Raw genomic sequence first — 12,587 nt, 5'->3', positions numbered from 1 at the left:
ACCGGGCGCTCAATGAACACAACGTTTTCCTGCGTAGGCTGTGGCAAATGCTGCACCGATCACCATGTCCCCCTGACCCTCGACGAGGCCCGGATGTGGGCTGACGACGGCGGCCAGCTGATTGTCCTGGTGGAAGCCTTCCTGCCCAACGGCCTCGGCCTGCCGGCGGCGCAACGCGAACACGCTGAGCGCCGTTCGGCGCGGGTCCACAGCGGCACCACCGAGGCCTTGGTGGCAATCACCTTCGCCGCCTATAACGCCGGGCGCTGCCGCAATCTTGACGAAGAAAACCTGTGCCGCATCTACGAGCGCCGCCCCTTGGTGTGCCGTATCTATCCGATGGAAATCAACCCGCACATCCCGCTCAACATTGCCGTAAAGGAATGCCCGCCAGAGTCGTGGGAGACCGGACCGCAACTGATACTCGGCGGTGAACTGGTCGACAGGGAACTGGCGCAGTTGATCGAACGCTCACGTCAGGCCGATCGCGAGGAAATCCGGATCAAGGAGCGCATCTGCGCTTCGCTGGGCATCCTCACCACCGCGCTGAAGGGCGACGGGTTTACCGCGTACCTGCCGGACATGAGCGCATTCGCCGCAGTCATTGATCAGGTCCGTTTGCAGCCACTGGAGCAAGCGGCCAGTGAATGGCAGTTCCATTTGTCCGGTGATGACGTGGCCTGCCAGGTCCTGGCCAGTGGAGCACGGGTTGCCACTGAGGCACCGGTCAACTACGCGTTTATTTCGCTGCGGGCGGCGTAAACACCCCAGGGATGAAATAGAAATCCCTTGTGGGAGCGAGCCTGCTCGCGATAGCGGTGGATCAGTTTGCAGTGATGGTGGATGTGCCGCCGTCATCGAGAGCAGGCTCGCTCCCACATCCAACATAGATGCTCCCCCATAGGTACTGCCCATAAGTACTCCATTCCTGCCACTGACTCGCCTCAATCGACGCTCCCCTCTCGCCTAACCCACATCCAGAATGTTAGCGTGCTTGGTATTCCTTGCCTGATGAGCCTTCTGCGATGAAAAAAACCGTACTTGCCTTCAGCCGTGTCACACCCAAGATGGTCGAACGACTGCAACAGGATTTCGACGTGATCGTGCCCAATCCGTCGAACGGCGACATCAATGCACAGTTCAACGAAGCCTTGCCCCACGTGCATGGCCTGATCGGTGTCGGACGCAAGCTCGGCCGCGAACAACTGCAGAGCGCCGCGAATCTGCAAGTGGTGTCCAGCGTGTCGGTGGGTTACGACAACTATGACCTGGCCTACTTCAATGAGCGTGGAATCATGCTCACCAACACCCCTGACGTGCTCACCGAAAGCACCGCTGACCTGGCCTTCGCCCTGCTGATGAGCAGCGCTCGGCGCGTCGCTGAACTGGACGCCTGGACCAAGGCCGGCCAATGGCAGGCGACGGTCGGCCCGCAGCTGTTCGGCACTGACGTGCACGGCAAGACCCTGGGGATTGTCGGCATGGGCAACATCGGCGCCGCCATTGCCCGGCGTGGCCGGCTGGGGTTCAACATGCCGATTCTCTACAGCGGCAACAGCCGCAAGACCGAACTGGAAGATCAGTTGGGCGCACAATTTCGCGATCTGGATCAGTTGCTCGCCGAAGCGGACTTTGTTTGCCTCGTGGTGCCATTGAGTGAGAAGACCCGCCACCTGATTGGCCAGCGTGAACTGGCCCTGATGAAACCGAGTGCCATTCTGGTCAATATTTCCCGCGGCCCAGTGGTGGATGAGCCGGCGCTGATCGAAGCCTTGCAGAACAACCGCATCCGCGGCGCCGGGCTGGACGTTTACGAGAAAGAACCATTGGCCGAATCGCCGCTGTTCCAGCTGAAAAACGCCGTAACCCTGCCCCATATCGGCTCGGCCACCCACGAAACCCGTGAAGCCATGGCCAATCTTGCCGTGGAAAACTTGCGCAGCGCTTTGCTGGGCGAGCGACCGAAGAACCTGGTCAACCCACAAGTCTGGAAGTAAACCATCGGGCAGGCGCCGGGTCCGGGCCTGCCATGCCCTGGCTCAGCGTGCGCCCAGGGCGGCTTGCGTCGCCACGGGCCGGGGTTTGCGAAACACCAGCACGTTCCCCAACATCACCAACACCAGCCCGAGCAGTGCCGGCGCCGTCCATTGGTAGCCCTCGACCAACGCCGAGACGTTCAACGCCACCACCGGAAACAGCACCGTGCAATACGCCGCCCGCTCCGGCCCCATGCGCCCCACCAGCGTCAGGTAGGCGGTGAAGCCGATCACTGAACCTGGGATCACCAGGTACAACAGCGAGCCGACATAGCGCGCGTTCCATTCCATATCGAACGGGATGCCTTTGAAGAGGCACCACACCGCCAGCATCGCCGCACCATAAGCCATACCCCAGGCGTTGGTGGTCAACGGTTTGAGACCGGCCTTCTGTTGCAAACTCGAGAGCATGTTACCCGCCGAAAAGCACAAGGTTCCCAGCAGCGCCAAGGCCAACCCGAGCAGCGTTTGCGGGCTTGCGCTATGACCCGCCAGCTCCGGCCAGAACAGCAGCGCCAGCCCCAGCAAGCCCAAGGCGCCGCCCAGCATGACGTTGCGGGCGATCCTTTGACCGAAGAACACGCGGGCATTGAGGGCATTCCAGAGCGTGGCGGTAGAGAACACCACCGCGACCAACCCGCTGGGAATCCATTGGCTGGCAGTGAGGAAACACATGAAGTTGATGCAAAACAGGCACAGGCCCTGGGCCACGCAAATCAAATGACCGCGCCGGTTCATGGCTTGCAGACGTCGGCTGAGCAAGAGCATCACAAACAGAATCAGCGCCGCCAGGCCGAAGCGATAGACAATCGACACGGGGATGGCGACCACGCCCAACTGCAATTTCAGCGCAATCCAGGTGGTGCCCCAGATGAGCACGGTAAGTAGATACAACGAGAGGTTCATGACGGCAACTCCTGACAATGACCGCCAGTGTTGCGCCGCCCGCCACCGGGCGCTTGCGTAAACTTGCGGTTTTGTCGCTTTGCAGGCTGGCATGAGCCGATCGACGGAGTAGGATGCAAGGCGTTGGAGAGACCCGATCATGCCCACACTGCAAACCCTGCAAGTCTTTCAAGCCCTCAACAGTTCGCCCAATGCTCGCCTTGAGCACAGTGCCGAGCTTGGAGATGGCATGGCGGCCGCTTTGTGGAGCAACCATCACGACGCCCAAGACTACGAGGCGCCGACTCACCACACGCTGTCGTGCTATATCGCCGGTGGTACCGGCACGTTTCGCCGCGAACGCCCCGACACCACCGGGGCACCCGGCAAACTCTGCGTCCTGCCGGCCGGGCATGAATCGGCCTGGGTCATCAATGGCGACATTCGCCTCGCGCACCTGTACTTCAGCCCTGAGCAATTCGCCCTCGGTTGCGTCACGCTACTGGATCGCGAGCCGCGGCAAGTGCAACTGCGCGAAACCACCTTTCTCGACGACCCGCAACAGGCACAGCGCTTTCGCCAGTTGATCGCCCTGAACTGGGATGAGCCCGGTGAACGCCTTCTGACCACCAGCCTGGCCCATGACTTGCTCAACCATCTGCTATTGAGCCAGGTCGGCCAGCGCCAGGGGCTTCGCCTCAAGGGCGGGCTGGCCGCTCACCAGCGGCGAATGCTGGTGGACTACATCGACAGCCATCTGGCCGACGCCATCAGCCTCGGCCAACTGGCGGCCCTATGTGCGCTGTCTGAATATCACTTTGCCCGGATGTTCCGCGAAAGCTTCGGCCTGCCGCCCCATCAATACGTACTGGCACGACGTCTGGCCCACGCGCGGCACTGGCTGCGCAGCACGTCAAAACCGCTGGGTGAGGTCGCGTTGGCCTGCGGGTTCGCCAGCGCCAGCCATTTTACGAATCGTTTCCGGCAGGCCCTCGGCGCAACACCCGGCGAGTATCGACAGGCGTTTTTGCGCTAGGCATCAACGTGCCCCGGTCAAATGAAACAAGCAGGTACTGATCCCGATTGCCGTAGCCACCGCCGCGCCCCTACAATGCGAACAATTCTTGTTCTCTAGCACAGCTCATCGCTGTCGGGATGCTCCTCGTTGCCGCCTGCACACACCGTCGAAGTGCTCTACAACGCCCATCACAGTTGGCTTAACGGCTGGTTGCGAAGAAAACTCGGCTGCCCCGACAGTGCCGCCGACCTGGCCCAGGACACGTTCATGCGCGTACTGACTGCGCGCGACCCGCAGCCTGTCCTGGAACCCCGGGCGTTTCTTACGACCATTGCCAAGCGCGTACTGTTCAACCACTACCGACGCCAGGACCTTGAGCGCGCCTACCTCGATACCCTCGCCCAACTGCCGGAGCAGGTGGTGCCGTCGGAGGAAGAACGGGCAATCATCCTGCAAAGCCTGATGGAACTGGACCAACTGCTCGATGGTTTGCCGCGAGCGGTCAAGCAGGCGTTTCTGCTGGCCCAGGTCGATGGCCTGACCTACAACGAAATAGCCCGTGAACTGGGAATTTCATTGGCGACGGTCAAGCGTCATTTGAACAAGGCAGCGATGCGCTGCTACTTCGCCTTATGACCCCAGCGATGAACAGCGCACCAGATGTCAGTGCGAAAGTGGCCGAACAGGCCGTGCACTGGCTTTTGGAAATGCAGCAAGGCCCACTCGATACTCGCCGGCAGAAAGCCTGGGAGCAATGGCTCAATGCTCACAACGAACATCGCCGCGCCTGGGAGCATATCCAGCGGGTCAATCAGCGGCTGCGCAGCGTGCCCTCTCCGTTGGCCCATGCGGCCCTCAATGCACCGAAGTCCGCTGCGCGGCGTCGAGCGCTCAAAATGTTGTTGGTGCTTGGGGCCGGTTCAGCGTTGACCTGGAGCCTGCGTGAACGCCAACTGCTACCCCCATTGATGGCCGATTTTCGCAGCCCGGTAGGCGAACGGCGTCGTCTGACGCTGGATGACGGCAGTCAGTTGCAGCTCAACAGCGGCAGTGCGGTAGACGTTCGCTTCGACGCTCAACGCCGCTTGATCCACCTGCTGGAGGGGGAACTGTTATTGACCGCTGCCCGCGACCCAAGGCCCCTGCAAGTGCTGACCGCCCATGGCCTGCTGGAAAGCCGCAACGCCCGGTTCAACGTACGCGAGTATCCGGACCACACCCAGGTGGCGGTGTTTGAAGGCCAGGTGGACATTCGTAGCCGACACGGCCCGGCGTTGTTGCTGGCGACGTCACGGCAACTGAGCCTTGGCATCAACGGCGCCGGGCCCGCCACGGCCCTGGATGCCAACAGCGGCGCCTGGACAGAGGGCATGCTGGTAGCGGCGCACATGCGCCTGGCAGACTTTCTCGACGAGCTAGGCCGCTACCGACGTGGCCAATTGCACTGCGACGAGGCGGTCGCCAACCTTCTGATCTCCGGAACCTATCCGCTGGACGACAGCGAGCGAATCCTCGATCTGCTGGAAGTCAGCCTGCCGGTAAAAGTGCGTCGTTTCACCCGCTATTGGATCTCGGTCGAAGCTCGAGCCTGAACCACGGCCACCCCAGCTGAAAAAAAGTGATGCACCAGTGAGCCGTTTTCCACACCTGGGGTGACAGAGAAGGAAAGCACTTCGATACAACCTTCTCGGGATTCTCATCCATGCCGCAACAACCCACCCGTCTCACCCCGCTCGCCCGTACCGTGCGTCAATTGCTCCTGGGGGCCAGCTTGAGTTTCGTCGTACTGCCTTGCGTACAGGCTGCAGATGCCAAGCCCTATCACATCGCGCCGTCGTCACTGGAAAATGCCCTCAATCAATTCGGACGCGAGGCTGGGGTGTTGATTTCCTTCAGCTCACAGACGACCGCAGGCCTGCAGAGTCGTGGCCTGGAAGGCAGCTACAGCCCAGAGCAAGGGCTGAGCGCGCTGCTCGAAGGCACAGGCCTGCAAGCCCGCCCTGAGGCAGACAACGCCTTCAGCCTGCAACCGGCCGCCAGCACCGCGCTGGACATCGGCACCACCACCGTGGTCGGTGACTGGCTCGGCGATGCCGCGCCGACCAATGTCTTCGAACACGCCGGTGCCCGAGACGTCATCCGTCGTGAGGCGTTCGAACGCCAGGGCGCGACCCAGGCCCGGGATGTGCTCAATCGCATTCCTGGCGTCAACGCACCGGAAAACAACGGCACCGGCAGCCATGACATGGCGCTGAACTTTGGTATCCGCGGGCTCAATCCTCGCCTGGCCTCACGTTCCACGGTGCTGATGGACGGCATCCCGGTGCCTTTCGCACCCTACGGCCAACCGCAGCTATCGTTCGCGCCGGTCAGCATGGGCAACATGGACGCGGTGGATGTCGTGCGCGGAGGCGGCGCGGTGCGCTACGGTCCGCAAAACGTCGGTGGCGTGGTCAACTTCGTGACGCGGGCGATTCCCGAGGCGCCGACGGTAAAGGGCGGCTTCCAGACCGAGACCAGTCCGTCTTCCAGCCACGACGGCTTCAAGACATCCGCCAACCTGCTGGCCGGCGGCACCGCCGACAACGGCCTTGGCGGTGCCCTGTTGTACTCCGGCACTCGCGGCGGCGACTGGCGCGAACACAGCGACACACAAATCGACGACTTGATCCTCAAGGGCAACTACCAACTGGACGAGGCCAACAGTTTTAATGCCATGGCCCAATACTACGAAGGCGAGGCCGACATGCCCGGCGGCCTGAATGTGGCCGACTACGACGCCAACCCGTATCAGTCCACCCGTCAGAATGACCGCTTCTGGGGCCGTCGCACCCTGGTCAACTTCGGCTACCGCTACCAGCAGGATCGACGCGAATTTACCGCCAGCACGTTTTTCACCAAGACTTTGCGCAGCGGCTACCTGGACCAGGGCTCCTTCCTGTCCCTGTCGCCTCGCGAATATTGGGTACGCGGCCTGGAAACCCGTTTTGCCCAAGGTTTCGACCTCGGGCCGACCAGCCACGAGGTCGGCGTCGGCTATCGCTACATCAACGAGGCCGGCCATGAACTGCGCTATCGCACGCCGATCGCCAGCAACGAATTGCCGACAACCTCCAGCCGAAACGACCGCGATACACGGGGTGGAACTGAAGCCAATGCAATTTTCATCGATGATCGGATCGATATTGGCAAATGGACGATCACGCCCGGTATTCGTTACGAAATGATCGAATCGCAACAGACAAACAATCTGACCAACGTGAAATACAAGGGTGACTACAACACCGCCCTGCCAGCGCTGAATGTGCTGTACCACCTGACCGATGAATGGAATCTGTATGCCAATACCGAAGGTTCATTCGGCAGTGTGCAGTACAGCCAGATGCCCAACCGTGTGAGCAGCGGTGAAGTGAAACCGGAGAAAGCCCGCACCTGGGAACTTGGAACCCGCTATGACAATGGCAACCTGCGGGCGGAGATCGGTGCGTTCCTGATCAACTTCGACAACCAATACGAAAGCAACCAAACCAACGATTCGGTGATTGCCCGTGGCGAAACCCGCCACCAGGGCATCGAAACCAGCATCAACTACGCCCTCGACGGCCTGAGTCCGGCGCTGGCCGGTTTTGACGTATATGCCACGTATGCCTTCGTCGATGCCACCATTCGGGAAGACGGACCGAACAAAGGCAACCGCGTGCCATTTTCTTCCAAGCACAAAGGCACACTGGGCGTGGGTTACACGGACGGGCCGTGGAAATTGAACCTGGACAGCACCTATCAGAGCGCGCAGTTTGCCGACAACGCCAATACCCGCGCCGAAAGCGCCGACGGCAGTACCGGCAATATCCCTGGCTATATGCTGTTCAGCAGCCGCGCCGCCTATGATTTCGGCCCGCAACTGTCGGACCTGAACGTGGCGGTGGGTGTGAAGAACATCTTCAATACCCAGTATTTCACCCGCTCGTTCGACGATAACAACCGGGGCAAATACGTAGGGGAACCGCGCACGCTGTATGTGCAGACGTCCGTGGCGTTCTGATCAGGGGCTGCGATGGATCGCTGAAACAAGACGGGCCTGCGATTGCAGGCCCGTCTGTTCGGTGGGTAATTTTAAATGATCGGGCTCAGCCGTTGAGTGCAGCCCGTTCGTTCTCCAGGAATTCTTCTTCCAGCATCGCATCGGCCAAGGCCACCGACTCGGTCGGTTTCTCAGCGGTGGCGCGTTTGACGCGCAGTTTGCCGAACAGATGCTCCAGGGCATGTTCAAGCTTGGTGGCCGCCCCTTCGATGGCCAATTCCAGCGTATCGGCCTTGTGTGTCACCGAGACCGGTTGCAGACCCTTTGGCCGTGCTTCCAGCTGACAACGCAAGTCATGGGGACCGGGCTTGTCGCCGTTCTCGTCCCGCAAATGGACCTCGACCCGTGTCAGGTCTTCTTCATAACGTTCGAGCGTGCTTTCGATGGTAGTACGTACCCACTCCTCCAGTCGGATGCTGCTTTGAATATGGTTATCGCTGTTGACTTGGATTTGCATAGTTCATCCCTTATTTCGGCTAGCTCGCCAGGGGCCAATCGACGGTAGCGCGACGGCCCCTTGAATACAGAGTCGGGCTGGCGGCAGAACAATTCAACCCCTTCGAAAAGATAAATATTCATACGCAAATAAAGCCGGACAACGGACAAAAGCGCTGTTAATGTCGGGAGTTGCCTCGCCTTGCTTACCCCACGAAAATTCTGCGCTCACCCTGCACCGTCAGCGACCATTCGCCCATTCCTGCACAGAAACGGGCAGCCTCCCGGGCCGCATGCCAAGGCCTTCAGCGCCTATGCGCCATGATCATTGTCCGACAGTTTTTCCGGCATGCCCCTTGCTACCTCTCTGCTGGAGCGGTCGCAGGTTGGGATCTTCCGATCCAACCTCTGCCTGGCTCTGGATGAAGCACGATCATGGAATGGCCGGTGGTCCGGTATCGCGAACTAATCCCGATCACGGCCGGTCAACAACTGCACGTTCAATCAGGCGGTGACGCATCATGGACAACCCTTTTCAGCTCATTACCGACGCTTTTGCGCCGCAGTATCAAATCAATCTGAGCATCCAGGGCCTGGACGGCAGCATCATGCTGACCCTCTCCAAGGCCGGGCGCATCGTCGCCAAGCGCATGATCAGCGCCCAGCAACGCAATGACCCGGAACGCCTGCGGCGCCTGGTCCAGAGCATCCAGTTCGGCATCGCCATCGAGCAGGGCCACAGCGCTGTGGCGATCCTCGAAGCCATGACCGGCGGTGACAACGTCAAGCTGCCACCACCGCAGACGCAGGGCGCGACATCCGCCCCCGCCGGTTTCTAGATCTCGCCCTTCTCCACTTCGGCGTGCTCGCTGGAACCCGCGCCAACCTTGCGGTGCGGGTGCTCGATTTTCACCGAAGGGAACTGCGAGGAAGCGTAACGCACCACCAGGATCGCGAACGCCAGCAGCAAGATGCCGCCGCACAAGTAGATGATGCCCAGGTCAGGCGGACTGTGGTGGGAGACGTTGGAAATCAACAAGCGCGTCAGCGCCGTGATCGCCACGTAGATCAGGAACCGCACCGGCATGTGGTTGGTCTTGAAGTAGATCCCGACCATCGCTCCCAATTCCAGATAGATGAACAGCAGCAGGATGTCATCGATCTTGATGTGCCCCTGCTCGAGCATCTGCAAAAACTCCATCACCGCCGCCCAGGCGGTCACCGCTCCGATGGCAAACAGTGCCAGGTAATGGAACGTCTCGACGAACAGATTGCCCAGGGATTCGGCCAACTGATGTACGTTCTGGCGCAGGTTCTCGGCCCAGTTGATTTTCACGATGTAGTTTCCTTAGGTCGACTCGACCGGATGATGCGGGTTGGACGTGACGGTTGTTCTGCATGCAGAAAAAAGGCCAGCGGCTGAGGGTGAGATGGCGATGGGCCGCAACCCGACACTTTTGCGATGTTGATGCCGCCCTGTCGTGAGCAGGCTGGCTCACACACCAGCGCTCGCGACAAATGTGCAAATACGTCTACATTAAAAAGCCACTATCCAAAGGGAAGGGATTCGCTTATCCTTTTGGCTGTATATAAATACAGTAGTCACAAAGATAACCAATGTGAAGGCATGTGAGGTGGTGAATGGCCGTCGAAGTGGTATACCGCAGCAGCCGAGATCTGGAGCGCTTGTTCATGGATAAAGCCGAAGCTGACCGTCATGACAAAATGCTGGAACTCGCCGAATTGCTGGCCGAAGTATTGCAAAAAGCCGTTCCCTCGCTGAGCGAGAAACAGGTTGAGGAAGCCGGCATCTACATGGCGAAAAATCGCGATGTGTTCGCCAAGGCGTTCAAGAGTCAACCGGACGCCTTGTCCGAACTGCTCAATGCCCCTGCTGAATAAGCCTTGAAAAGATCGCAGCCTTCGGCAGCTCCATGGAATCCACCAAGGAGCTGCCGAAAGCTGCGATCTTTTTTATCGGTACAACAAACGCTCTGCCAATTCATCGGCCACCCTGGCCGGTGAGCGTTTTTCTGCCTGGGCGTGGGCAAAGACTTCCGTAAGCCGGGCGCCGATCTTCGACAAATGCGCGGTGATCGTCGACAGCTCTTCGCCGCGATGCTTCAAGGCGACATAGATCAGGCCTCCGGAGTTGATCACATAATCCGGCGCATAGAGGATCCCGCGCCGTTCCAATTGATCGGCCACCTGCAGGTTGCTCAACTGGTTATGGGCCGACCCGGCAACCGCCGAGCAGCGTAGTTGCGCCACGCTCTGGCTATTGAGCACCCCGCCCAGGCCACAGGGGGCGAGGATGTCGCACGGGGTACTGAGCAGTGCATCGTTGGCGATCGGATGCGCGCCCAGTTGCTCCATCGCCAGTTGAACCTTGCCAGGGTCAATGTCGCTGACCAACAGTTCGGCGCCTGCGGCGTGCAACTGTTCGGCCAGGGCGAAACCGACATTACCCAGGCCCTGGATCGCTACCCGCAGGCTTTCCAGGTTATCGCTGCCCAGGCGGGCCATGGCCGTGGCACGGATGCCGGCGAATACCCCCATCGCCGCGTGAGGCGCTGGGTCTCCCGAAGCCGTGGTGCTGGTCACATGACGGGTCTGTTGGGCGATGCAGTCCATGTCCGCCACCGAGGTGCCGCTGTCGATGGCGGTGATATAGCGGCCATCCAATTGCTCGATGCAGCGCCCAAATGCCTCAAACAACGCAGCCCGACTTTCGACATGGGCCGGACGCATGATCACGGCCACGCCGCCGCCCACCGGCAAGCCGGCCAGTGCGGCCTTGTAGCTCATGCCTTGGGCCAGGCGCACGGCGTCGACCACGGCACTTTCATCGTCGGGGTAGGACAGATAACGACATCCACCCAGAGCAGGCCCAGGACGGCTGCAATGAATGGCAATCACCGCCTTCAACCCGGTGGCCGGGTCTACGCTCAGGTGCAGCGATTCAAGGCGGGAGCTTTGCATGAGAGCAAACATCGACAGGCTCCCGAATCACTTTTGTTTGTTCCGCCAGTATAGGCGTGCGCTCAAAATTTGCTGGAGCGCGCCGGAATAAGTCGACCGGACGGCCAGTCTTTTGGGCATAACCTGATTCCTTCCCCGGACGAGACTGGACGAAAGCCCGCAGCAGAGCTAAAAACGAGGCATAGCCCGGAGACTGTGATGACACCGCGCCAAGCCTTTTTTGATTGCCTGCACCGCTCCCCACCGGCGCTGTTCGAAGCAGCGTTGTGGATTGCTGCCGAACATGATCGCGAAGTGGACGTACCGGCGTTGCTGAACGATTTCAAGGATCTGCAACAGCGTGTCAGCCATGACCTGCCGATGCTGCCCGTCAGCGAACTGGGCCAACCCTTGCTGCGCCGCCTCAATGACCTTGGATTCGCCCAGGACGATTTCACGCCCCTGCGCCCACGGGCCGCGTTGCTCGACAAGGTGCTGACGCGTAAACGTGGACAGCCCCTGGCCCTCGGCCTGATCGCCCTGGAGCTGGCTCGTGGCCTGGAGATTCCGATGGTCGGTGTCAATTTCCCCGGTCACTTCCTGTTGCGGGTCCCCGGTGCCGATCATCTGCTCGACCCGTGTGGCGGACGCCGGTTGTACCCCAACGACTGTCGGGAACTGCTGCAACGCCAATACGGCGCCAACATGCCCCTCAAAGCCGAGCACCTGGTCAGTGCCGAGCCCATGCAGATGCTCCAGCGCCTGTCGCGCAATCTTCGCCAATTGCATCTGACCAACGACGACTACATTGCTGCACTGATCGACGCCGAACGGGTGCTTGAACTGGGCAACGCCAGCGCCGCCGATTACCTGGCCCGCGCCAGCCTGTACCAACGGCTCGACTGTCCCAACGCCGAACGATTCGACTTGGAGCACGCGCTGATGCTCAGCGAAGACCCGATCCAGCGAATCCGGCTGACGGAACGGCTGGGGCATCTGCCGCCCAATTCAATTGTGCATTGAGCAGGTGTAGATCGCGGATGACGAGGTGGTAACCCAACGGCTCGCCCCCTCTCCTTCGGTGGGAGCGAGCCTGCTCGCGATAGCGGTGTGTCAGACAACATGTTTGTAAGCTCAACCACCGCCATCGCGAACAGGTTCGCTCCCACAG

The 12,587-nt window shown here is 60.5% G+C and carries 13 protein-coding genes; 9 read left to right on the top strand and 4 right to left on the bottom strand.

Features of this window, described 5'->3' with window-relative positions:
- Nucleotides 1–12: 12 nt before the first annotated feature.
- Nucleotides 13–762 carry a YkgJ family cysteine cluster protein gene (locus BW979_RS08255; RefSeq protein ID WP_076383590.1) on the top strand — a complete coding sequence of 250 codons (750 nt, stop codon included), beginning with the start codon at nt 13–15 and terminating at the stop codon, nt 760–762.
- Nucleotides 763–1,025: 263 nt separating this feature from the next.
- On the top strand, nt 1,026–1,997 hold the full coding sequence (locus tag BW979_RS08250) for a 2-hydroxyacid dehydrogenase (RefSeq protein ID WP_076383589.1): 972 nt from the start codon (nt 1,026–1,028) through the stop codon (nt 1,995–1,997).
- Between the two features lie 42 nt (nt 1,998–2,039).
- Here the strand turns inward: BW979_RS08250 and BW979_RS08245 are convergent, their stop codons facing one another.
- Nucleotides 2,040–2,942: a DMT family transporter gene (locus BW979_RS08245; RefSeq protein WP_047228608.1), complete on the bottom strand. Its 903-nt coding sequence runs from the start codon at nt 2,940–2,942 to the stop codon at nt 2,040–2,042.
- Nucleotides 2,943–3,081: 139 nt separating this feature from the next.
- Here BW979_RS08245 and BW979_RS08240 point away from each other — a divergent pair, with 139 nt between their 5' ends.
- The 4 genes from BW979_RS08240 (at nt 3,082) to fecA (ending at nt 7,981) form a co-directional block, all read left to right on the top strand.
- Nucleotides 3,082–3,957, top strand: coding sequence for a helix-turn-helix domain-containing protein (locus BW979_RS08240; RefSeq protein WP_076383588.1), 876 nt, complete (start codon nt 3,082–3,084; stop codon nt 3,955–3,957).
- A 129-nt stretch (nt 3,958–4,086) separates the two neighbouring features.
- Nucleotides 4,087–4,575 carry a sigma-70 family RNA polymerase sigma factor gene (locus tag BW979_RS08235; protein ID WP_047228610.1) on the top strand — a complete coding sequence of 163 codons (489 nt, stop codon included), beginning with the start codon at nt 4,087–4,089 and terminating at the stop codon, nt 4,573–4,575.
- 8 nt (nt 4,576–4,583) lie between these two features.
- The gene (locus BW979_RS08230) at nt 4,584–5,531 is read left to right on the top strand and encodes a FecR domain-containing protein (protein ID WP_172833786.1); all 948 of its coding nucleotides are present in this window, start codon (nt 4,584–4,586) and stop codon (nt 5,529–5,531) included.
- A gap of 110 nt (nt 5,532–5,641) precedes the next feature.
- Entirely contained in the window at nt 5,642–7,981 is a 2,340-nt protein-coding gene (fecA, locus tag BW979_RS08225; protein ID WP_076383586.1) for a TonB-dependent Fe(3+) dicitrate receptor FecA, read from the top strand.
- Between the two features lie 85 nt (nt 7,982–8,066).
- Here fecA and BW979_RS08220 read toward each other — a convergent pair whose 3' ends face one another.
- Nucleotides 8,067–8,477, bottom strand: a complete 411-nt coding sequence (locus tag BW979_RS08220; RefSeq protein WP_047228613.1) for an HPF/RaiA family ribosome-associated protein — start codon at nt 8,475–8,477, stop codon at nt 8,067–8,069.
- A 499-nt stretch (nt 8,478–8,976) separates the two neighbouring features.
- On the opposite strand from BW979_RS08220, the gene BW979_RS08215 reads away from it, so the two are divergent.
- Complete coding sequence (locus BW979_RS08215; protein WP_047228614.1) at nt 8,977–9,294, top strand: DUF3509 domain-containing protein; 318 nt, start codon at nt 8,977–8,979, stop codon at nt 9,292–9,294.
- Here the strand turns inward: BW979_RS08215 and BW979_RS08210 are convergent.
- Nucleotides 9,291–9,791: a phosphate-starvation-inducible protein PsiE gene (locus BW979_RS08210; protein ID WP_076383585.1), complete on the bottom strand. Its 501-nt coding sequence runs from the start codon at nt 9,789–9,791 to the stop codon at nt 9,291–9,293. The two genes, BW979_RS08215 and BW979_RS08210, sit on opposite strands and share 4 nt — an antisense overlap.
- A 305-nt stretch (nt 9,792–10,096) precedes the next feature.
- On the opposite strand from BW979_RS08210, the gene BW979_RS08205 reads away from it, so the two are divergent.
- Nucleotides 10,097–10,357 carry a YebG family protein gene (locus tag BW979_RS08205; RefSeq protein ID WP_047228616.1) on the top strand — a complete coding sequence of 87 codons (261 nt, stop codon included), beginning with the start codon at nt 10,097–10,099 and terminating at the stop codon, nt 10,355–10,357.
- A 72-nt stretch (nt 10,358–10,429) separates the two neighbouring features.
- Here BW979_RS08205 and BW979_RS08200 read toward each other — a convergent pair whose 3' ends face one another.
- A complete protein-coding gene (locus BW979_RS08200) occupies nt 10,430–11,449 on the bottom strand; it encodes a Glu/Leu/Phe/Val dehydrogenase family protein (RefSeq protein ID WP_047228617.1) in 1,020 nt (339 codons plus the stop codon).
- Nucleotides 11,450–11,635: 186 nt separating this feature from the next.
- Here BW979_RS08200 and BW979_RS08195 point away from each other — a divergent pair, with 186 nt between their 5' ends.
- Entirely contained in the window at nt 11,636–12,439 is an 804-nt protein-coding gene (locus BW979_RS08195; RefSeq protein WP_076383584.1) for a SirB1 family protein, read from the top strand.
- Nucleotides 12,440–12,587 lie beyond the last annotated feature (148 nt).

Origin of the sequence: Pseudomonas sp. A214, assembly GCF_900156295.1 — a bacterium.
Classification (GTDB): Bacteria; Pseudomonadota; Gammaproteobacteria; order Pseudomonadales; family Pseudomonadaceae; genus Aquipseudomonas; species Aquipseudomonas rhizophila.
Note: the sequence above shows the minus strand (reverse complement) of the source record. Positions and strands in the feature narration are given on the sequence as shown.

Bases quoted from the DNA above. Each gene is read 5' to 3' on its own strand.
- BW979_RS08195 (WP_076383584.1), top strand. From the start codon at position 11,636: ATGACACCGCGCCAAGCCTTTTTTGATTGCCTGCACCGCTCCCCACCG.
- BW979_RS08250 (WP_076383589.1), top strand. From the start codon at position 1,026: ATGAAAAAAACCGTACTTGCCTTCAGCCGTGTCACACCCAAGATGGTC.
- fecA (WP_076383586.1), top strand. From the start codon at position 5,642: ATGCCGCAACAACCCACCCGTCTCACCCCGCTCGCCCGTACCGTGCGT.
- BW979_RS08245 (WP_047228608.1), bottom strand. From the start codon at position 2,942: ATGAACCTCTCGTTGTATCTACTTACCGTGCTCATCTGGGGCACCACC.
- BW979_RS08200 (WP_047228617.1), bottom strand. From the start codon at position 11,449: ATGTTTGCTCTCATGCAAAGCTCCCGCCTTGAATCGCTGCACCTGAGC.
- BW979_RS08240 (WP_076383588.1), top strand. From the start codon at position 3,082: ATGCCCACACTGCAAACCCTGCAAGTCTTTCAAGCCCTCAACAGTTCG.
- BW979_RS08205 (WP_047228616.1), top strand. From the start codon at position 10,097: ATGGCCGTCGAAGTGGTATACCGCAGCAGCCGAGATCTGGAGCGCTTG.
- BW979_RS08230 (WP_172833786.1), top strand. From the start codon at position 4,584: ATGAACAGCGCACCAGATGTCAGTGCGAAAGTGGCCGAACAGGCCGTG.
- BW979_RS08215 (WP_047228614.1), top strand. From the start codon at position 8,977: ATGGACAACCCTTTTCAGCTCATTACCGACGCTTTTGCGCCGCAGTAT.
- BW979_RS08255 (WP_076383590.1), top strand. From the start codon at position 13: ATGAACACAACGTTTTCCTGCGTAGGCTGTGGCAAATGCTGCACCGAT.
- BW979_RS08220 (WP_047228613.1), bottom strand. From the start codon at position 8,477: ATGCAAATCCAAGTCAACAGCGATAACCATATTCAAAGCAGCATCCGA.